General features: G+C 39.1%; 17 protein-coding genes. 15 read left to right on the top strand and 2 right to left on the bottom strand.

What is annotated here, in order from left to right; translation table 11 throughout:
- Positions 1 to 118 precede the first annotated feature (118 nt).
- The 11 genes from NSQ14_RS15970 (at position 119) to NSQ14_RS15920 (ending at position 10,288) form a co-directional block, all read left to right on the top strand.
- Positions 119 to 1,306, top strand: coding sequence for a PDZ domain-containing protein (locus NSQ14_RS15970; RefSeq protein ID WP_346216581.1), 1,188 nt, complete (start codon positions 119 to 121; stop codon positions 1,304 to 1,306).
- Positions 1,307 to 1,583: 277 nt separating this feature from the next.
- Positions 1,584 to 1,751 carry a hypothetical protein gene (locus NSQ14_RS15965; protein WP_156103256.1) on the top strand — a complete coding sequence of 56 codons (168 nt, stop codon included), beginning with the start codon at positions 1,584 to 1,586 and terminating at the stop codon, positions 1,749 to 1,751.
- Between the two features lie 82 nt (positions 1,752 to 1,833).
- The gene (arsC, locus tag NSQ14_RS15960) at positions 1,834 to 2,253 is read left to right on the top strand and encodes an arsenate reductase (thioredoxin) (RefSeq protein ID WP_034772549.1); all 420 of its coding nucleotides are present in this window, start codon (positions 1,834 to 1,836) and stop codon (positions 2,251 to 2,253) included.
- Positions 2,254 to 2,448: 195 nt separating this feature from the next.
- Entirely contained in the window at positions 2,449 to 2,814 is a 366-nt protein-coding gene (locus NSQ14_RS15955) for an ArsR/SmtB family transcription factor (protein WP_034772547.1), read from the top strand.
- Positions 2,807 to 4,978, top strand: coding sequence for a heavy metal translocating P-type ATPase (locus NSQ14_RS15950; RefSeq protein ID WP_340499291.1), 2,172 nt, complete (start codon positions 2,807 to 2,809; stop codon positions 4,976 to 4,978). Before NSQ14_RS15955 ends, NSQ14_RS15950 begins: the two co-directional genes overlap by 8 nt.
- Positions 4,979 to 5,212: 234 nt before the next feature.
- Positions 5,213 to 5,470: a hypothetical protein gene (locus tag NSQ14_RS15945; RefSeq protein ID WP_346216580.1), complete on the top strand. Its 258-nt coding sequence runs from the start codon at positions 5,213 to 5,215 to the stop codon at positions 5,468 to 5,470.
- Between the two features lie 2 nt (positions 5,471 to 5,472).
- A complete protein-coding gene (locus NSQ14_RS15940) occupies positions 5,473 to 5,967 on the top strand; it encodes a hypothetical protein (protein WP_346216579.1) in 495 nt (164 codons plus the stop codon).
- A gap of 131 nt (positions 5,968 to 6,098) precedes the next feature.
- Positions 6,099 to 7,046 (top strand): ring-cleaving dioxygenase, encoded by a 948-nt coding sequence (locus NSQ14_RS15935; protein WP_041845081.1) that lies wholly within the window; start codon positions 6,099 to 6,101, stop codon positions 7,044 to 7,046.
- Between the two features lie 372 nt (positions 7,047 to 7,418).
- Complete coding sequence (locus tag NSQ14_RS15930) at positions 7,419 to 7,766, top strand: hypothetical protein (protein ID WP_034772538.1); 348 nt, start codon at positions 7,419 to 7,421, stop codon at positions 7,764 to 7,766.
- A 107-nt stretch (positions 7,767 to 7,873) separates the two neighbouring features.
- Positions 7,874 to 9,679, top strand: a complete 1,806-nt coding sequence (locus NSQ14_RS15925) for a M3 family oligoendopeptidase (protein WP_346216578.1) — start codon at positions 7,874 to 7,876, stop codon at positions 9,677 to 9,679.
- Between the two features lie 261 nt (positions 9,680 to 9,940).
- The gene (locus NSQ14_RS15920; RefSeq protein ID WP_034772533.1) at positions 9,941 to 10,288 is read left to right on the top strand and encodes a metal-sensitive transcriptional regulator; all 348 of its coding nucleotides are present in this window, start codon (positions 9,941 to 9,943) and stop codon (positions 10,286 to 10,288) included.
- A gap of 43 nt (positions 10,289 to 10,331) precedes the next feature.
- Here the strand turns inward: NSQ14_RS15920 and NSQ14_RS15915 are convergent, their stop codons facing one another.
- Positions 10,332 to 11,693 carry an IS4 family transposase gene (locus NSQ14_RS15915; protein ID WP_251246122.1) on the bottom strand — a complete coding sequence of 454 codons (1,362 nt, stop codon included), beginning with the start codon at positions 11,691 to 11,693 and terminating at the stop codon, positions 10,332 to 10,334.
- Between the two features lie 195 nt (positions 11,694 to 11,888).
- Between NSQ14_RS15915 and copZ the strand changes: the two genes are divergently transcribed.
- The 4 genes from copZ (at position 11,889) to NSQ14_RS15895 (ending at position 19,065) form a co-directional block, all read left to right on the top strand.
- The gene (gene copZ / locus NSQ14_RS15910; protein WP_034772531.1) at positions 11,889 to 12,095 is read left to right on the top strand and encodes a copper chaperone CopZ; all 207 of its coding nucleotides are present in this window, start codon (positions 11,889 to 11,891) and stop codon (positions 12,093 to 12,095) included.
- A 448-nt stretch (positions 12,096 to 12,543) separates the two neighbouring features.
- Positions 12,544 to 14,958 (top strand): heavy metal translocating P-type ATPase, encoded by a 2,415-nt coding sequence (locus tag NSQ14_RS15905; protein WP_346216577.1) that lies wholly within the window; start codon positions 12,544 to 12,546, stop codon positions 14,956 to 14,958.
- 293 nt (positions 14,959 to 15,251) lie between these two features.
- Positions 15,252 to 15,695, top strand: a complete 444-nt coding sequence (locus NSQ14_RS15900; protein ID WP_034772525.1) for a MarR family winged helix-turn-helix transcriptional regulator — start codon at positions 15,252 to 15,254, stop codon at positions 15,693 to 15,695.
- Positions 15,696 to 15,915: 220 nt separating this feature from the next.
- On the top strand, positions 15,916 to 19,065 hold the full coding sequence (locus tag NSQ14_RS15895) for an MMPL family transporter (RefSeq protein ID WP_346216576.1): 3,150 nt from the start codon (positions 15,916 to 15,918) through the stop codon (positions 19,063 to 19,065).
- A 722-nt stretch (positions 19,066 to 19,787) separates the two neighbouring features.
- Here NSQ14_RS15895 and NSQ14_RS15890 read toward each other — a convergent pair.
- Positions 19,788 to 20,954: an IS256 family transposase gene (locus NSQ14_RS15890; RefSeq protein ID WP_341288563.1), complete on the bottom strand. Its 1,167-nt coding sequence runs from the start codon at positions 20,952 to 20,954 to the stop codon at positions 19,788 to 19,790.
- Positions 20,955 to 21,659: the final 705 nt, after the last annotated feature.

The following is a 21,659-nucleotide window of genomic DNA, read 5'->3' as shown; positions in this document are numbered from 1 at the left end:
ATTCAATCTAAAATTAAATAATAGATAGGTTTTTTTATCCATATTTGCTAAAATAGTAGATAATAACCTATTAAATGATCCGATCGATTTAAAATAAAAATCTCGGGGGGTGTCGGGCTTGGAGTGGTTGCTTGAAATTGGAAAAGGGATTGGAAAATTCTTCTTAGACCCGTTACTTTATCTTGGAATCCTTTATGCTGTTTATCTTGGCTATATGCGGGTAAAACGAGAACGAAGGAATTTTCATATACGTATCCAAGATGGTTGGTTTGAGACGCGTATGTATTTTGGGAAAGGACTTATTTGCGGGCTTATTTTTTCCATCATTACTTTACTAATTGGGAATATCATCCCGCTGGCATTTGTTTTGACCGTATCAGCTGTTACGATTTTATTTTCCATCATCTTAAAACCGGGTTTGCTTTCCCCGGCATATACGATGGGGACCGGCTTTTTCTTAATCATGCTTATTACTATGTATCAAATTGAAGTTCCTATTTTTCAAAACCTCTTTGCACAAATGGATACAGCAATCATTCCGGGGGCAGCCTTTTTAACGGGGTTGTTATTACTGGCGGAAGGGTTGCTCGTATTCAAAAATGCCAGTCAACACACATCGCCGAAATTGATACGCAGCAAAAGGGGAATGAACATGGGTGTCCATGAGTCAAAACGATTATGGATGGTTCCGCTGTTATTTTTAATCCCTGCTGATGCACTTTCCGTACCGTTTGACTTTTGGCCGGTTGTTCCTATTGGTCAGTCGACTTTTACTTTCCTGTTTATCCCGTACTGGATCGGGTTTGGTAGCCAAATTCGCAGTGTTCATCCGAGTCTGGGAATTAAAGGGCAGGGAAAGCAAGTGATTTGGTTGGGAGTTTTAGTTACCCTGATTGGAGCGGCAGGATTTTGGTTTGAACCGGCAGTAATTGTGGCGATGGGCATTGCCTTAATCGGCCGCCTGCTGATTTCAATGGTTCATTATTATCAGGATAGCGGGCAGACTTACTATTTTTCGAAAAACCATTCCGGAATTGTGATTTTGGATATTATTCCGGGGACGGCAGCTGAAAAAATGAAGTTGAAGATCGGTGAAGTAATCAAGACGGTAAACGGGATTCCTGTTCAAAATGAGCAACAATATTATGAAGCGTTACAGAAGAACCGGGCGTTTTGCCGGCTGGAAGTAATAGATGATAATGGGGAAAACCGCTTTGTCTCCAGGGCATTATACGAGGGAGAACACCACGAACTGGGCATTATTACATTTGGCAATGAAAATAAGTGGGAACAAGACGTAGGTTGATTGGGCGGAATCTGACCATAATGACTCGGAATGACAGGTAAAAGGAACAAAATATTTATCTGGAGGAATGGCATTTAAAAAATTGTCATTCCTTTCTTAATCTATCGAAGCTTCTTCTGGTGTTGCGCAGTGGAATTAATGGGGGGACTGTTGATTTCTCGTAGTCTACTGGTGAATTCGCAGGGGTTATTGTTGAATTTTTCAATTTTACTGTTGAATTCATGTCCGAGTACTGTTGAATTTCCCTTTTTTTACTGTTGATTACGGGGTGTTACTGGTGAATATTCCAATTTTATTGTTGAATTCATATCCGAGTGCTGTTGAATATTCTTTTTTTACTGTTGATTACGGGGTGTTACTGGTGAATTCAGGGATTCTACTGTTGCTAGTTGGGTCCGGGTACCGCTCAGGTAAGGAAACTGAACCGTTGACACTAGGCTGCTAAATTTTGACTACTAACCTTCTTATCTGTAGAGAATAAAAATGCTTAAAATTAACAAATTTAATAAAAAAGGAGATGAACTGGTTTGTCTAAAAAAACAATCTATTTTTTGTGTACTGGTAATTCCTGCCGCAGCCAAATGGCAGAGGGGTGGGCAAAAAAATATCTAGGTAAAGAGTGGAATGTTTATAGTGCAGGAATTGAAGCACATGGATTAAATCCAAATGCAGTGAAAGCAATGAAAGAAGTCGGAATTGATATTTCTAATCAAGCATCGGAAATTATTGATGCTGAGATTTTAAATCATGCAGACTTAGTTGTGACTCTTTGCGGGGATGCTCGGGATAAATGTCCGGTTACGCCACCACATGTAAAAAGAGAGCATTGGGGCTTTGATGACCCGGCAAAAGCGGAAGGGACAGATGAAGAAAAATGGGCAGTATTTCAGCGGGTACGGGACGAAATTGGGGAGCGGATTAAGCGTTTTGCTGAAAAAGGTGATTAAGGTGAAAAATATGTGGTAGGAAAGGAATTAATCGTAAATTTTGTTCGATACCACTACAGTTAGAAGTTTTATATGTATCAAAAAATAATCAATAGAAATATATATTCAAATGATTGTTTGACCGTTTGAATATGAGAGCATATAATAATTAATATAATAGTCAAATCATCATTTGAATGACAGGGGAGAAAAAATATGAATAATGATATTTGTGAAATAACGTGTATAAATGAGGAAAAAGTAAACAGGGTGAAAACGAGCTTAGCTGAACAAAATTCTACAGATGTTGCTAAAATTTTCAAGGCATTGTCTGACGATACAAGAATTAAGATTGCTTATGCTTTGTCAGTTGAGGATGAATTATGTGTGTGTGATGTAGCCAATATTACTGGTTCTACAATTGCCACAGCTTCTCATCATTTAAGGCTATTAAAGAATTTAGGTATAGCGAAATATCGTAAAGAGGGGAAGTTAGTATTTTATTCTATAGATGATGAACATGTGAAGAATTTAATCCATTTAGCATTTGCTCATCAGAAAGAGGTTAGGGAAATTGAGTGAAGCAACTATTTCTGAAAATAAAAATGTTTATCGGGTTGAGGGATTTTCCTGTGCAAATTGTGCCGGAAAGTTTGAGAAAAATGTTAAGAAGCTACCGGGAGTACAGGATGCAAAAGTGAATTTTGGCACCTCGAAAATTACTGTTTACGGTGAAACAACAGTGGAGGAATTGGAAAAGGCAGGTGCCTTTGAAAATCTTAAAGTATTTCCGGACAAGTCAGAAGCGCCATCGTCAACAGTGAATCAAATAGATAAAGAGGTGACGAAAGAGGCGAAAATTCCATTCTATCAAAAACACAGTACACTTTTATATGCTTCATTGCTAATTGTTTTTGGATATCTTTCTCAGTTTGTCAATGGGGAAGAAAACCTAATTACTTCAGTGCTATTTATCGCATCGATTGTCATCGGAGGGCATTCACTTTTTAAAACAGGTTTTCAAAATTTGTTCAAACTTGATTTTGATATGAGAACATTGATGACGGTTGCTATTATTGGTGCTGCTTTTATAGGAGAATGGGCAGAAGCGTCGATTGTTGTTATTCTTTTTGCCATAAGTGAAGCCATGGAGCGATATTCAATGGATAAAGCCAGACAATCCATTCGATCATTAATGGATATTGCCCCAAAAGAAGCACTTATTAGGCGAAATGGACAAGAAATGACGGTCTCTGTGGATCATATTTTGGTTGGAGATATAATGATTGTTAAGCCCGGTCAAAAAATCGCGATGGATGGAATTGTCATTAGCGGTACTTCTTCAGTAAACCAAGCAGCAATTTCAGGAGAGTCCGTACCGGTTTCTAAAACCGTTGATGATGAAGTATTTGCAGGAACGATTAATGGAGAAGGATTACTTGAAGTAAAAATTACGAAACTTGTAGAGGATGCAACGATTTCAAAAATTATTCATCTTGTTGAGGAAGCACAAGGTGAACGCGCTCCGGCACAAGCCTTTGTTGACACATTCGCTAAATATTACACGCCCATTATAATGGTCATTGCCGGATTAGTTGCGATCATACCTCCTTTGTTTTTTGATGGAGATTGGGGAACATGGGTTTATCAAGGATTATCAGTTTTAGTTGTTGGCTGCCCTTGTGCATTGGTTATATCTACGCCAATTTCAATCGTTTCAGCAATCGGAAATGCTGCGAAAAAAGGTGTTCTTATTAAAGGTGGTATTTACTTAGAACAAATGGGTACTGTAAAGGCCATTGCATTTGATAAAACAGGTACATTAACAAAGGGTGTTCCAGTAGTTACTGATTTTTATGTGCTGAACGATCAAATCAATGAAAATAAGCTGTTATCCATCATTACTGGGTTAGAATATCGTTCCCAGCATCCGCTTGCTTCTGCCATTTTTCGAAAAGCAGAAGAAATGAATGTTACTTATTCTAATGTAATCGTGAAGGATTTCACCACAATTACAGGTAAAGGGATTAAGGGTACTGTAGAAGGAACAACTTATTATGTAGGTAACCTAAAGCTTTTTAAGGAAGTACCAAATGCGAATTTTGATAACAGCTTAGAAGATAGAATAACCAATCTTCAAAACGAAGGGAAAACAGTGATGATTTTTGGTACAGAAAAAGGAATACTTGCCTTAATTGCGGTAGCTGATGAAGTACGTGAATCTAGTAAAAATACCATTCAAAAACTGCATCAACTTGGAATTAAAAAGACGGTTATGCTGACAGGTGATAACAAAGGCACTGCAAACGCAATTGGTCGGTATTTAGGTGTTTCGGAAACTCAAGCAGAATTGATGCCGCAAGATAAATTAGCTGTTATTAAGCAGTTAAGATCTGCGTATGGAAACGTTGCTATGGTTGGTGATGGTATCAATGATGCTCCTGCTTTAGCGGCTGCAACTGTCGGAATTGCGATGGGGGGAGCTGGAACGGATACAGCACTGGAAACGGCAGATGTTGCTCTTATGGGAGACGATTTAAGTAAGCTTCCATTTACGGTAAGACTAAGCCGAAAATCGTTAAATATTATTAAAGCAAATATAATCTTTGCAATAGGTATTAAATTAATTGCCTTATTATTGGTCATTCCCGGCTGGTTAACGCTATGGATTGCAATTCTATCAGATATGGGGGCAACTCTTTTGGTGGCACTAAATGGTTTACGACTGATGAGAGTGAAAGAATAATTAAAAACTTGAGTTTCGCATCCCAAAGACGGGGTGAGTGGTGTTTTGTCACCCAAAAAAGGAGTTTCCCGCCTCAAAATGGCGACGAGAATGAATCTCGTCGCCAAAAAGTGAAGTTTCTCGGCTCAAAATGGTGACGAGAAAGGTTCTCGTCGTCAAAAAATGGGGTTTTCCGGCTCAAAATGGTGACGAGAATGGGCTTCGTCGCCAAAAAATAGGGTTTTTCGGCTGAAAATGGCGACGAGAAAAGGTCTCGTCGCCCAAAAAAGGAGTTTCTCACCCAAAAGTGACGACGAGAATGGGCTTCGTCGCCAAAAAAGAGAGTTTTCCGGCTCAAAATGGCGACGAGAAAAGGTCTCGTCGTCAAAAAATGGGGTTTCCCGGCTCAAAATGGTGACGAGAAAGGTTCTCGTCGTCAAAAAATGGGGTTTTCCGGCTCAAAATGGTGACGAGAATGGGCTTCGTCGCCAAAAAATAGGGTTTTTCGGCTGAAAATGGCGACGAGAAAAGGTCTCGTCGCCCAAAAAAGGAGTTTCTCACCCAAAAGTGACGACGAGAATGGGCTTCGTCGCCAAAAAAGAGAGTTTTCCGGCTCAAAATGGCGACGAGAAAAGGTCTCGTCGTCAAAAAATGGGGTTTCCCGGCTCAAAATGGCGACGAGAATGGGCTTCGTCACCCAAAAAAGGAGTTTTCCGGCTCAAAATGGTGACGAGAAAAGGTCTCGTCGTCAAAAAATGGGGTTTTCCGGCTCAAAATGGTGGCGAGAAAGGTTCTCGTCGTCAAAAAATGGAGTTTTTCGGCTCAAAACGGTGACGAGATTGGGCTTCGTCACCCAAAAAAGAAGTTTTCCGGCTGAAAATGGCGACGAGAAAGGTTCTCGTCGTCAAAAAATGGAGTTTCGCCCGCAAAAATGCCGACGAGAAAAGGTTCTCGTCGCCAAAAATCAATGGAAAATGGGTCGTGTAATTCATAAAATTGAAAGACTTTGATTGCAATGTTTGACATAAGGGAAATAGGATAATATAATTGTCACGATTTAAAGATAGTTTTCATTGTTACATCCTTTGACTATTACATGCAATTATCCTAACTTCATTGAATTATAAGGAGAAAGATTAATTTGAAAAAAACAAAGGGTATCCATCATATATCAGCAATTGTTGGCCATCCCCAAGAAAATATTGATTTTTATACACGGGTGTTAGGGTTACGCCTGGTAAAAAGAACGGTAAACTTTGATGATCCGGGAACTTATCATTTCTATTTTGGCGATGAAAAGGGAACTCCGGGAACCATTATCACGTTCTTCCCATGGCCAAATGCAAAATATAAAGGAAGAATCGGAGGAGGCCAAGTTGGGGTTACATCTTATGTTATTCCTTTTGGAGCAATGCGTTTCTGGGAAAACCGTTTAAAGGAATTCTTTATTCCGTATAAAAAATCCGCTCGCTTTGGTGAACAGTATTTGCAATTTGTTGATCCGCATGGGTTACATTTGGAATTGGTGGAGCGAAACGAAGGAAAACGAAATGAATGGAGTGTTGACGGAATCACTTCTGAAGTAGCAATTAAAGGATTTGGTGGTGCCTTATTATTGTCCACCGATCCGGAACGAACTTCAGAAATGATATATAAGGTGCTCGGGCTTGATTTTGTAGGTGAAGATGATGATTATATCCGCTTCCGTTCACTGGATGATCTAGGAAATATCATTGACATTAAGAAAGATCCGGTACCACAAGGACGAATAGGTGTTGGGACGGTACATCATATTGCGTGGCGTGCGGATGAACAAATGGACCAAACCCAATGGAAAAAGCTAATAGAAAGCGATGGTTATCAAGTAACCGATGTGAAGGACAGACATTATTTCCATTCGGTTTATTTTCGGGAACCGGGAGAAATTTTATTTGAAATTGCCACCGATGTTCCCGGGTTTTTAATAGATGAACCTTGTGATCACTTAGGAGAAGAACTAAAATTACCACCTCAATTCAAGCACTTACGAGGAAAAATTGAAGCCGGTCTTTTACCAATTGAAGTGCCGGTAGCGATAAAAAATGATTAATCAAATAAGTGGTCAACCATTAATGTGGTGTTTGCCCCATTTTTCTTGATTTTTCCCCGACTTTGCCAATTACAAAAAAATAAAAGGCTGAAAACATTGATTTAATAATGTTTCCAACCTGTATTATCGTTTTTACTATGTATATATGCTTTAATCTTTTTATAAAACTATTTGTACAATAATTTAAAAAAGCCTTATGTAAAAGTCTTATGCATATCTACATTCAAAAAATAATTAACTCCTTGAAAATGTTGATCTGACAATGTTTTCAAGGAGTTTTTACTGTCAAAGTCGGGAAAAATAAAATCTAGGTTAGCCAATATTGGCATCCGGTTAATCGAGGTATTTCGTGAACCGGTTCGACAAGCCTTGTTGGAAAGTAATCGGTTTGAAGCACCGTTAACAATCGATGAAGTGGCAGAAAAAGCATCACGGTTCATCAATTTGGGCAATCAAATGGGTGAAGGGTGGTTGTTAACCGGAGAAATAGCTGAATTGATGGATGCCGGTGTAGACAATGTTGTCTGCGTCCAACCGTTTGGCTGTTTGCCGAACCATGTTATTGCGCGCGGAATGTTTAATGCTATCAAACAATTCTACCCGTATGCGAACCTGATTGCTATCGACTTTGATGCAAGCATTAGTAAGGTGAACCAAATTAATCGGATCAAGTTGATGATCAGTATCGCCAAAAACGGCATGGTACAGAGGAATGTTTAAGAATCAGACTCGAGGATGATTTGAACAAATTTTTCACAAAACAAATCCAATTGTTTCCATTCCGACGAAAAAGCATTAAAATGGAAATATCGAAAGGAGTGAAAGAGATGAAATATGTAGACACATGGGATTTAGATGCGATTATCCCAGGTGGAACGAAATCACCTGAACTGCAAGAAAAATTGCAAAAAATTGATCAGCAAATAAACGAGTGGGAGCAACTGATTAAGCAATGGAATTTTTCAGAAAACCAATCAGCTGAACCATTTAAAAGGATTTTAGAAAAACAGGAAACCATTGAAAAAGGGCTTTCCCAATCGGCAACATTTGTGCAAATGTGGCATGATGCATTCATGAATGATGAATATGCAAATGTCGTTATGGGTCAGATTTTAGATTTAGTCAGTAAGTTGGAAAATATAAATACAGCTTTTACGAAAAAGTTGGTGGCCATTTCGGATCAAGATTGGAACACATTTTTACAAGATGATGAGTTAAAAAAGGTTGCCTTTGCCCTAAATGAAATTCGTGATAAAGGAAAGCGGCTTTTATCTGAGGCGGAAGAAAAAATTATTACGGAATTAAACAAAGACGGGCTGACGGCATGGAGCAGACTGTATGATACTGTGGTTTCCATGATGACGATTCCGTTTACTGATAAAGACGGAAAAACGGTGGAACTTTCTGTCGGTCAAGCGATGAATCGAATGTATGCTGATCCGGATCCGGAAGTTCGAAAACAATTGTTTACGAATTGGGAAGCAGCTTGGGAAAAATTCGCACCAATCTTTACTGACACGATAAATCATTTAGACGGGTTCCGAATTACTTTGCAAAATTTCCATAACCGCAAAGACTATTTAGAAGAACCGCTGGAATATAATCGGATGACAAAAGATACATTGGATGCGATGTGGACAGCAGTTGCTAATAATAAACAACCATTCATCGACTTTTTAAAGCAAAAGGCAAAACTGCTTAACATGGAGAAATTAGGATGGCAAGATGTCGATGCTCCGGTTACGGTGGGTGACAGTAAAGCGACTCGTTTTACATATGATGAAGCTTGTGATTTTGTCATTGAACACTTTGCCAGCTTCGGACCAAAATTGGCAGACTTTGCAAAACATGCCCTGGAAAATCGTTGGGTGGAGGCAGAAGATCGCCCGAATAAACGGCCGGGCGGGTATTGTACAGATTTACCGGAATTTGAAGAGTCCCGGATTTTTATGACATTTACCGGTTCAATGAGCGATGCCAGTACGCTTGCCCATGAATTAGGCCATGCATTTCATAGTCATGTTATGCGGGATTTGCCGAGATTAAATCGGAATTATGCCATGAACGTTGCTGAAACGGCCAGCACGTTTGCGGAAACGATTATTGGGAATGCAACAGTCGCTAATGCAAAAACAGATGCGGAAAAAATTTCGCTACTAAATGATAAACTTGGCAATGCCGTCGCTATGTTTATGAATATCCATGCCCGGTTTATTTTTGAAAATAACTTTTATCAAGAACGGACGAAAGGAATTGTCTCCGAACAACGCTTAAATGAGTTGATGGTGGAAGCGCAAAAAGAAGCTTATTGTGATTGTTTGGCCGGGTATCATCCGCATTTTTGGTGCAGCAAATTGCATTTCTTTATCGATGATGTACCGTTTTACAACTTTCCGTACACTTTCGGCTACTTGTTCAGTTTAGGTATTTATGCAGAATTCCTGAATAATCCGACCGGGTTCGAGGAAAAATATATTGCCTTGTTGCGAGACACCGGCACGATGAAAGTGGAAGAATTAGCAATGAAACATCTCGGTGTTGATTTAACGAAACCTCAATTTTGGGAAGCCGGTATTCAACTGGCAGCGAAAGACACTGAAGAGTTTATCCGCTTGTCGGAAAAATTGGTTTAGGGTGAAATTCAATTTATACCGTGTGCTGGTATAGGCGCGGTATGAATTGAATTTTTATAATACTACGCAGGGTTTGTGAAGCATAATACGATAAAAAAAAGATAAGACACAAGCAAGGTTCAATTTATTAGTGAAGTATATCTGGAGAAAAAAGAAGACACTCCATCATATATATGCTCAGCAAACACACCAATCAAAAAACTTTACATACAGTAGGGGGGTATAGTATAATAAAAACATCAGGAAGGGGGTATACTCCAAATGGAAGAAGTGAAACAACCTGAACTGGAAAGCTGTGCAGAAGTTGAATGCTGCACCTCGACAAGTGAACGGAAAAGTCACCATTCCGAACAGACGAAGAAAAACTTGGTAACCCGGCTAAATCGGATTGAAGGGCAAATTCGCGGTGTTAAAGGGTTAATTGAAAAGGACACATATTGTGATGATGTCCTCACTCAGATTGCAGCAATCCAGTCAGCGTTAAACGGTGTATCCAAAATCCTTCTCGAAGGTCACTTGAAAAATTGTGTCGTCGAACGTATCCAAGAGGGTGATATGGATGTACTTGATGAATTTTTAACGACGATTCAACGGGTGATGAAAAAGTAGTTCGCAGCTTTAATGGTAACAAATCATTATATTCTTTTATTACTCAACTTTCGCAGACTGAAATTGGCAAATAAGCCTTGATATAGCTAGGAAGGTTGGATATCCACTGTTCTAGTTGACTTTGAATTAATTTTTTGATTTTCTTGTTGGTCTGTTTTATTACATCTTGAAGAAGCTCGATTAACTGCTGCAATGCGACAGCCCAATCAAGTTCATTTACTTCATCACATAGTTCATAAAACAGACCACCAATTGTTCGTTCATCCGTATGACAACGATTCTGCCAAGAGAGTACAATAAAACGTGTAAATACAATCGTTGTATGGGCAATAAGCGCATCATATGAACGACTTTGGAACTCTTTTTCAAGTTTTAAAAGGGATTTGGTTGTCTTAAAGAAAACCTCGATATCCCAGCGCATTCCGTAGATTCGCACAATTTCTTGTTCGGAGAGCGTGCAATCGGTACTAAGGATGGCAAGCCACTCACTTTTCTTATTTCTATTTTGAATGAATACCACTTTAACGGGTGTCCCGTTAGCCATTGTTGTATGAATTGAACGAAGAACTCCTTTCCCGGATGGAACAGGTACAGCTAAGCGATAAAGTTGCTTTAGTGAAACCATTTTATCGTTTACGTTATAGCGTTGTTTTGTTTCTTTAACCATCCCTATGACATCTAATCCTTGATCGACAATCGCTTTAACAAGTGGTGGCAAGGTAAACCAAGAATCCATAAGAACATAGCTGGCTTCGATTCCACTCGTTAATGCACGCTTAATCATATCAGGAATCTGTTCAGGCTCTGTTTGAAGTGCATTTTGTCTACGTTTATAGCCACATGTGCGTTTATCAATGTGATCAGAAATACCATTGATTTGTGACTTTCTCGAACTGACTAAAGAAAAGTCAATTGGCATAAATGTATGGCCATCTGACCAACCCAAAGTAAGCATACGAAAACCTTTATAAAAGCGCATTTTAAGTGAAGCATGATCAAAACAACGAGCGAGCAATTCGACCTTTTTACTGCGATTTCGATCATAGGAAGAATCATCAATAATGAACACTTTTGGTCGTGTTCGATTCGTAAGACTTGCCACTTTTCGAATGGTAAAAGTGCTCAATAGTAATAAAAAGCGGCGCCAGTTGAACGTTGCTTGGTTTAAAAAACGATAAACAGCGTCCTTAGCTGGAAATTGATCTGCTTTCTTTGAATCCAGTAGGGAAAACCAATTTCTATGTTGAAAAATCAAACAAAAAATAAGTTGAAATAAGTAAGAACAGCTAAAGCCAAACGATTTTTTAATTCCTGCTTGGCGTAGATGCTTATTTATTTCAAGCTCAGAAAAAACAGAGTCAAGTTCTTTTGGTAGTTGATTAAATTGGCTATTTTGGTTTATCATATAGGGGACACCTCTTCTGTATGGTAGTGTTTTTCATCAATTACACTATACCAAAGAACGAGGTGTTTTTTCATGATTATTTAAATTTGTCAACGAATATATTTGATAAACTCTGGTTTCAATAAAACCAATGATTAATGCTTATTTTTTAGGTGCGAAAGTTGAGTTTATTAGAAAAAAAGGAGATGTATATTCATGGAACACGTGACATTAACTGTTCATGGCATGTCTTGTGGGCATTGTGTAAAAGCGGTAGAAGGCAGTGTCGGCGCATTAAATGGTGTTGACCGCGTTGTTGTAAATTTAGAAGAAGGGAAAGTGGATGTTGACTACAATCCTGAAGTTGTGACCCTTGATACGATTAAAGAAACCATTGATGATCAAGGATACGATGTCGTTTAAGATTTGCACAACCCGTGTTCTTTCGAGGGGCACGGGATCTTTTTGAAAACCATTTTCGTAAACTTTGTTGCGATTGATTTGAGAAAATAAATTGTTCATACAAGAGTAATTTTGTCAAAGAAAATTTTGTTACTATCAACCTGATGTTCATCCGGGAGTAAATTTGTTAAAAATATTTTTCAAAAACTTTGTTGCGATAGATCTGAGAAAATAAATCGTTTATACAAGAGAAAAGTTATCAGAGCTATTTTTAGAAAATCTTGTTGCTATTGTTCTGAGGCTGGCTTGTCAAACTTGTGCCGTACCGGGGATTTGAAGTCTGAATTCCGATAAGACATCATTGGCGAGTCACCAATTACTTTATTTAAAACAAATGCCAATAATCTTTTAATAGGTAGTCTTTTCGAAAAAACATACCCCATATAGGTATGGAGGAGGTGCAAAACATATGACTACAACAAAAGAAACAAACCTGCAAATCCTTGGCATGACCTGTGCAGCATGTGCCAACCGGATTGAAAAGGGATTAAATAAAATCGAAGGGGTCGAGCAGGCAAATGTAAACCTGGCAATGGAAACAGCCAGTATCAAGTTTGACCCAACAAAAACAAATCTCCAAGACTTCGAGAAAAAAATTAGAGATCTCGGCTATGATGTGGTCAGTGAAAAAGCTGAATTTACGATTACCGGAATGACCTGTGCGGCTTGTGCCAACCGGATTGAAAAAGGCTTAAATAAAATGGATGGCGTCGCAGCGGCTACTGTCAATCTTGCCCTAGAAACTGCCACCGTCGAATATAATCCGTCCGTCGTGTCACCAAATAACATGATTGAAAAAGTGGAAAAGCTGGGCTACGGAGCCATTGAAAAACGTGTCGAAGAGAAAGCAGACGTCGATTACCGGGAACAAGCAATCCAGAGACAAAAATGGAAATTCATTATATCCGCGATCCTCTCATTGCCGCTCCTATGGACGATGTTTGCCCATTTCTCGTTTACGTCTTGGATGTATGTACCGGATATTTTTATGAATCCATGGTTCCAACTTGCCCTTGCTACTCCGGTCCAATTTATTATTGGAAAACAATTTTATGTTGGCGCATATAAAGCGTTACGTAACGGCAGTGCCAATATGGATGTACTCGTGGCAATGGGTACCTCGGCCGCATATTTTTACAGTTTGTACTTGGTTCTTCGGTCTCTCGGTGCTCATCACCATATAGAAGGTTTATATTTTGAAACAAGTGCTGTCCTAATTACCTTAATTTTGCTGGGAAAATATTTTGAAGCAAAAGCAAAGGGGCGATCATCCGAAGCAATCAAAAAATTAATGGGTCTCCAAGCAAAAACAGCTACGGTCATCCGGGATGGGGTGGAGACAATCATCCCACTGGAAGAAGTTGTTGTTGGTGATCACCTTCAAGTAAAACCGGGAGAAAAAATACCGGTAGATGGTATCATTATTAGCGGGGAGTCAGCTATTGATGAGTCAATGCTTACCGGAGAAAGTGTTCCGGTTGATAAAAAGGCTGGTGATACAGTAATCGGCGCAACCATTAACCGAAATGGCTCCCTCCGTATTGAAGCAACCAAGGTTGGTAAAGATACGGCTCTTGCGCAAATTATTAAAGTGGTTGAACAAGCTCAAGGTTCGAAAGCGCCTATTCAACGGTTAGCTGATAAAATATCCGGTATTTTTGTTCCGATTGTTGTTGGGATTGCGCTGATTACATTTCTCGTTTGGTATTTTATCGTTGCCCCGGGTGAATTTGCTGTAGCATTAGAAAAACTAATTGCCGTACTCGTTATCGCCTGTCCATGTGCCCTCGGACTTGCGACACCGACATCGATTATGGCCGGATCCGGTCGCGCCGCTGAATACGGGATTTTATTTAAAGGTGGCGAACATTTGGAACGGACGCACAACATCACTACCGTTATTTTGGATAAAACCGGAACAATTACAAACGGAACACCTGTATTAACCGATGTGATTGTGGAAAATGGTTGGCAAAATGAGGAGTTTCTCCGGCTGGTCGGTACAGCGGAAAAAAATTCTGAACACCCTTTGGCCGAAGCAATTGTTAGTGGCATCCAGGAAAAGGGAATAGCGCTTGGCAAAACCGAACAATTTGAAGCAATTCCGGGATTTGGAATCAAAGCAGTTGCTGATGGGAAGGAAATTCTTATTGGTACAAGGAAATTACTTGACCAATATCATATTGATTTTACCGTGGCCTCCAAAACAATGCAGCAATTGGAGGAAAATGGAAAAACAGCCATGCTTGCAGCAATCGATGGGAAACTTGCCGGTATCGTTGCTGTTAGTGATACAGTAAAAGACACCTCAAAAGCAGCAATCAAACGGTTGAAAGAAATGGCCATCGAGGTTATTATGATTACCGGCGACAATGAACGGACGGCCAAAACGATCGGTGAGCAAGTCGATGTCGATCGTGTCATTGCAGAAGTACTCCCTGAAGGTAAAGCGGAGGAAGTGAAAAAACTGCAACAACAAGGCAAAATTGTCGGCATGGTTGGTGATGGGATCAATGATGCTCCTGCTCTTGCCACTGCCGATATCGGTATGGCCATCGGGACAGGAACGGATGTTGCCATGGAAGCCGCCGATATTACCCTTATACGTGGCGACTTAAACAGTATTGCCGACGCTATTTTTATGAGTAAAAAAACAATTACAAACATCAAACAAAATCTTTTCTGGGCATTTGCCTATAATACAATTGGTATTCCGATTGCCGCGATGGGCTTTCTAGCACCATGGTTGGCCGGTGCAGCCATGGCCTTCAGTTCGGTATCGGTTGTGTTGAATGCATTACGATTGCAACGGGTGAAATTATAAAATTGCTGAGAATCATTTTCTTCCGTATAATTTCCTGTAGTATTAAAATCGACACCATCCATTTCTGTGGGGGTGTCTTTTTTTACGTTAAGAATGTATAAATTTCCAGCAAAAAAGCAAATTCGATGTAGTGTGGAATTTTAAAAATTAAGTATAAGCGCAACTATGAATTTCTTTTTTCCAATAAATGCTTGCTTGAACAGCAGAAAACTTACTGATAAAATATGAAGAGATAGTTCACATAGTGAATAGTTCACCATATTAACTAATATAATAAAAAGGATTTGATGTTAATGGAAAACTTATCCATTCATGAAATTGTTGAACGTTATATACAACTTACACATGAAGTCTGGAAACGGGGTGAAGCTTTAATAAGAGATGAGATTGGGGAAGTTCTGACCAATGATCAGCATTATCTCTTGCGCTATATTTATCGGCAAAAAAGGTGTACACCAACAGAATTGGCCGCTGCCTTCTCTGTACAAAAAAGTGCCATTACTGCTATTATCAACCGGCTTGTCGAAAAAAACCTAATCAAACGTACACAAGATGTGGATGATCGCAGGGTCATTTACTTAACGCTTACGGATCAGGGGGAAATTTTGTATGAACAAACGGAAGCGAAAATATTTAAACTAGTTGAATCCATTATAACAAAGTTTAATCAGCAAGAAATTGAGAGCTTCTTAAAAATGTACGGAAAACTTGCGGAAATTTTAAAGGAAACGCAATAGATTCTATGAAACTTTAATAGCCAAAGAAAAATTTCTAAATAGGTTGGGAAAACGAATCATTAATGGTGGAGGCAGACCCGACAAGTGTCGCGGACTACCACTACATTTCATACGAAAAAAAATGAATCCTATAATAGTGAGGCGAGCCTGACAAGTGGCAAGAGCCATCACTAGATTTTACACGAAAAAAACGAATCCTATAATGATGGAGGACCAATAAATGAAAGGAATTATTAAAGCAAAATGGCTGATTGTTGTAGCTTGGATTGTTGCTGTCGTCATATTGTTTTTCACCGCTCCAAACATGGCGGATCTTGTTCGAGAAAAAGGACAGCTCGATGTTCCGGACGGCTATTCCTCAAAAGAGGCACAGCAAATTTTAGATGAAATTAATAAACAAAAGGGTGCCGAAAATACAACATCGGTTGCTCTCGTTTTTCACAATAAAGATGGTCTGACGGAAAAAGATATTGAACAAGTGAAGAAAGCTGTCAAACAACTTGAAGACAAAAAAGAGCAACTGGGGATTACAAATATATTAACTCATTTTAATCAGGAAGAATTAAAAGATCAACTAGTCTCAAAAGATGGTAAAGCGATTCTCGTTTCTTTGTCCGTCGAATTGAAGGATCGGACGGCACATGAATTAAGTGATGATTTGTACAACGCAATTGATAATATTAAATTGGAACACTATTATACCGGAAATCTATTTGTTAATGAAGATGTCATTCTCACCTCAGAAGCCGGGTTGAAAAAAACAGAGACGATTACTGTTGTATTCATTTTAATCGTCCTCATTGCGGTTTTCCGTTCGATTGTGACACCATTTATTCCGTTACTTACGGTAGGGATTAGCTATTTGGCTTCACAATCAATTGTTGCTTTTTTAGTGGAATTTTTGAACTTCCCGTTATCAAATTTTACCCAAATTTTTCTTGTGGCGGTCCTGTTCGGTATCGGAACCGACTATTCAATATTGCTGTTGAGTCGTTTTAAAGAAGAGTTATCCGCCCGGGAAAATTTAACGGATGCAATTGTAGAAACTTATCGCCATGCCGGAAAAACGGTTTTATTTAGTGGAATTGCAGTTTTAATCGGTTTTGCGGTTATCGGATTCTCTCAGTTCAAGCTCTATCAATCGGCAGCAGCGGTAGCCGTTGGGATTGTCGTACTTTTAGGCGCCTTATTCACGATTGTTCCATTTTTTATGGCTGTTCTTGGGAAAAAACTGTTCTGGCCGTTGAAAGGAAGCTTGGAATATAAATCAAGCCGGCTTTGGGCATTTGCCGGACGGATTTCTTTTGCCAGACCGCTTGTATCTTTATTAATCGTTGCCGTTATTACGATTCCTTTTATTGTTACGTACGATGGCGGTTTATCCTACAACTCAATGGATGAAATCGGTGAAGGTTATTCATCGGTAAAGGGATTCGATATTATTAAAGATCGTTTTGGCCCGGGTCAGGCTATGCCGACGACAGTTGTTATTAAAAATGATGAAGAAATGGATCAAACCGAATATATGTCCATCATAGAAAATATTAGCGGTGAGTTGGAAAAGGTAGATGGTGTCGACACCGTGCGTTCCCTTACCCGTCCGACCGGCGAAAAATTGGATGATCTATCTGTGGCCAGCCAAGCTGAGAAATTAAAAGATGGGATTAATGAAGGGAATGATGGAATTAAACAGATTCGTGACGGGTTGGATGAAGCAAATTCCAAACTCGCCGCATCATCACCACAAATTACCGAAGCAAAAGACGGGATTAGTGCCTTAGTTTCCGGTACGAAAGAATTACAGACAGGTATAGGTCAATTGCAAACAGGTCTTCAGCAAATTGAAGCCGGTATTCGCCAAGGTTCAACCGGTGCCGGAGAGGCAAAAGCGGGACTTGAAGAGATTAAGAAAAATGCTGAGCAAATGTTGGCCGGATATAAACAGCTTGCCCAAGGTTACAGTGAAGTCCAAACCAATTTATCTACGATACAAACAAACTATAAAAAAATTGAAAATGGTTTAGTAGAGCTTAATAGCAAACTTTCAAACCTCCAACAAGCGTTTGATTTTCTTGAATACTATTTGAACAGCCGACCGGAAAGTGATCAGTTGAAAAAGAATGCAGTCGAAAGTTTTAATGGGATAAAAGTGTATTATACCGCTTTACAACAAAATCTCCCTGCGATGGCAAACGGGATTACTGAGTTAAATACAGGTCTCGGTGCTATTACAGAAGGTTTGAAAACAGCGAATACGAATTTTGCTAAACTTAATAACGGGCAAGAGCAACTAATCAATGGATTGCAAAGCGTGATTGACGGAATTGACGCTTTAGAAAAAGGACTTGATTCAGCCGCTGATGGTCAAGGCACTATTATCAAAAAGTTACCGGCTGTAAGTTCTGGCCTCGGTGAAGTAAATTCGGGTCAACAACAATTGTTGGATGGATTTTCCCAACTTGGCGGTCAGTTCGGTCAATTGACTGACGGTCTCGGTCAAAGTGTTAACGGACTTACACAAATTCATGACGGATTTACAGAAGCAGAGGGATTTTTATCAGAGTTAGCCAAAAGTAAAGAAGACACAGGTATATTTATTCCGGACGAAATTTTAGAAGATAAACAATTCGCCCAAGTACTGGATACGTATTTATCACCTGATAGAAAAATTGCCAAGATAGATGTTATTTTCAGTGAAAACCCGTATTCAACAGAAGCAATCAATCAAGTAGGAGAACTGGAAGCTGCAGTCGAACGTGCTGTGAAAGATACAAAGTTAGAAAATGCGAAAGTAAAAGTCGCCGGTGTAACGAGCATGAATCATGATCTGGGAACCATGTCAGATCAAGACTTTTCCAGAACGGTTGTATTTATGTTGGTCGGTATTTTCATCGTACTAGTTATCCTATTCAGATCATTAATTATGCCGATCTATATTGTAGCGTCCTTACTGCTTACTTATTTTACAACGATGGGTATAACCGAAGCGATTTTTGTTAATTTGCTCGGTTATGAAGGATTAACTTGGGCCGTCCCATTCTTCTCATTTGTTATTTTAATGGCTCTTGGCGTCGACTACAGCATTTTCTTAATGGGCCGATTCAATGAATATCGCGGTGAACCGGTTGATAAAGCAATGATCCTTGCCATGGGCTCAATGGGCTCTGTCATCATTTCGGCAGTCATCATCTTGGGCGGTACATTTGCAGCGATGCTTCCAAGTGGTGTCTTATCTTTGTTACAAATCGCAACAGTCGTCATTTCCGGCCTCGTCCTATACTCAGTGGTCATGCTGCCGCTATTTATTCCGGTCGTTGTCAAAATCTTCGGCAAAGCCAACTGGTGGCCGTTTGTGGGCGGGGGAAAATAAAGAAAAAGGGAGATTGATAAAATTTAGAAAGAATAGATAATTAAAACAAAACCACCCTAAACTTTCATCATAGTAGGGTGGTTTTTTATAAGGTCTATAATAGATATAAAGTGAATTTTTTGTTGATTAATATTAAAAATATTCCTAAATGATGGTATAATTTACCTATATTATAAAGTGAAGGATAAAAAAATGCTAAGTCAGTATGTTGACTTAATCATCGCGTATAAACTTTGATAATTCGTATAAAAAAATGATAATTGCAGCCAAAAACAAATTGAGATAATTTATGTAAATATTAGCACGTGCGTTCTTATTTGTCTAGATTAAAACAGAAAAATATGTAAGGGTGGAGCAGAATTTAATCATTCAATCCTTCAGCAGTATTATTCAAAACTGAACAATAAAACGTATAGTAAGGAAAATAAGATGACTATAAAGTTAGAGAGATTGTTGAGATGAGGATGAGAGTTATAAAAGGAATTGTAATTGGTGTTATTTATGGATTTGTCCTTTCTTTTTGTTCTGCATTGTTGTTTAATATTAATTGCACAATCGTTAGCGGTACCGTCAAGAATTTTGTGTAATGTAATGGGGTAGGGTTTCTCTGAAATGGATTTGGAATGAATAGGGAACTAGTTTCCTCCACACAGGAGACTGAATATTCAGTCTCCTGTGTGGAAAGGGAGAATCCCCCTATTTTGTTTATTTACAGTATTTGGTTAATGATAACGTTCTTCAAACATTCGCTCGAGGGCTTCCTGCGCTTCGGCAAATCCTCTTAACTTTCGCCCTGCCCATTTCTCATTAAAATCTTGAATGGTCAAATACACGACTTTTTCCGCAGCTTCTAAACTGCTCAAACTGTTCATCGGCTTTAGACGTTTCCGAATCTCCTTAATCGTTCGTTCGATGGCATTCGTCGTGTAAATCACACTTCGAATACTGCTTGGATCATCCATAAATGTAAGGAGGACATCCAACTCATTGGCCCAAGATTGAACTTCTCTCGGATACTTGCTTGACCATTTCGACTCAAACTGTTGAAACATCTGTAATGCCATCTCCTTATTCGGCGCGCGATAAATCAGCTTGAGGTCCTCTGCCACTTCGAATTGATCTTTTTTCCGAACACGATTTAAGGTATTACGTACTTTGTGAACGACACAACGCTGCACATCGGCTTTCGGATAAACCGCCTTAAAGGCTTCCTCCAACCCCGGTAGTCCATCGAATACGCCCAGAAGCACTTCCTTGACGCCTCTTTGGTAGAGGTGTTGAAGAATTTCCTGCCATACATAGGCGCTTTCTTGTCCTCCTACAAAGAAATCAAGAATTTCGCGATATCCTTCTTCGTTCACCCCTAACACCACATAAATGACTTCTTTCTCCACGGTTTCGCGACGAAGTTTTACGTATAAACCATCCAAATATAAGACGGAATAACGCTTGTGCAGTGGACGAGTGTGCCATTTCTCGATGTCTTCCTTCACTACATCGGTAATACGGCTGATCGTTGCAGGAGAATAGGCATTGCCTAAAATTCGTTCAATAAACTTGCCAATTTCACGCGTACTCATGCCACTTTGATACATCCTGATGATGGCTTCCTCCAGCCAGCCGGTGTGGCGTTGGTAAGGAGCGAACAATTGGGTTTGAAATTCTCCGTTTCGGTCTCTAGGGACCAAAAGACCTTCAATCCGGCCATATTGCGTATCTAGATTTCGTTGATAGTAGCCGTTTCTCATATTTGATGTTCCGGCCTGTTCTATTTCGAGGAAATTCTTGATTTCTTCCCGCATGATCAGTTCTAATTTTTCCTTTACAAACTGACGAATGACACTTTCCAGTTGATTTGCCCAGTCGACATTCGGTATACTTTTAGACATAGGTAGGGTTCTCCTTTCTCTGGAATGTTTGGGTTCAATCAGAGAATACCCTACCTTTTTTCTTTTGATCTAGTAAAATGCTTTACACAAAATTTTATACATCATCTCGTTAGCAGGGGGAATAACAGTATTTTTGGGAGAAAATTGGCTTTATTTTGCTACTATTGTTCCGTTTATAATAACCTTTTCAATATTATGGTATTATTTATCCAAACAGGAAAAAGTAACAAATAAAAAACTTTGGTTATTAAGCCTTTTATCAGCTTTCCTCATTACACTTTACAGCGGAACAATAGGTGCTATTTTATTTTCGGAGAATATATCGTAAGAGGTAGCATAGAAACAATAAATATAGATGGCACATTAAAATGGGGAACAATCTATGCTTTTGTTTTACTTCCGCTAACTGCTTCTTTTGGACGTTTGATAATTCATTTCTTTTATATGTTGTTAAACAGATTGAATATCTCCAATTAAGCTAGGGATAGCGCCAGTAAATTAAGCATATAAGGACTTCCACGCGTTGGAGGTCCCGTTTTTTATATAAATATAAATATCAACACAATTATCTTTAACAAAGCCTTAAAATTAATAGGAAAGCAGTTCTTTGATTCTTTGATATGTAAGAAGTTAAGGTGCAAATGCAAAAAGAATTTAGATACATATTTTTTCTTTTTATCTAGTAATTGGCTTACACAAAATTTT

This window comes from Caldifermentibacillus hisashii, from assembly GCF_039654145.1.
GTDB lineage: Bacteria > Bacillota > Bacilli > Bacillales > Caldibacillaceae > Caldifermentibacillus > Caldifermentibacillus hisashii.
This window is presented reverse-complemented; position numbering and strand designations above follow the sequence as displayed.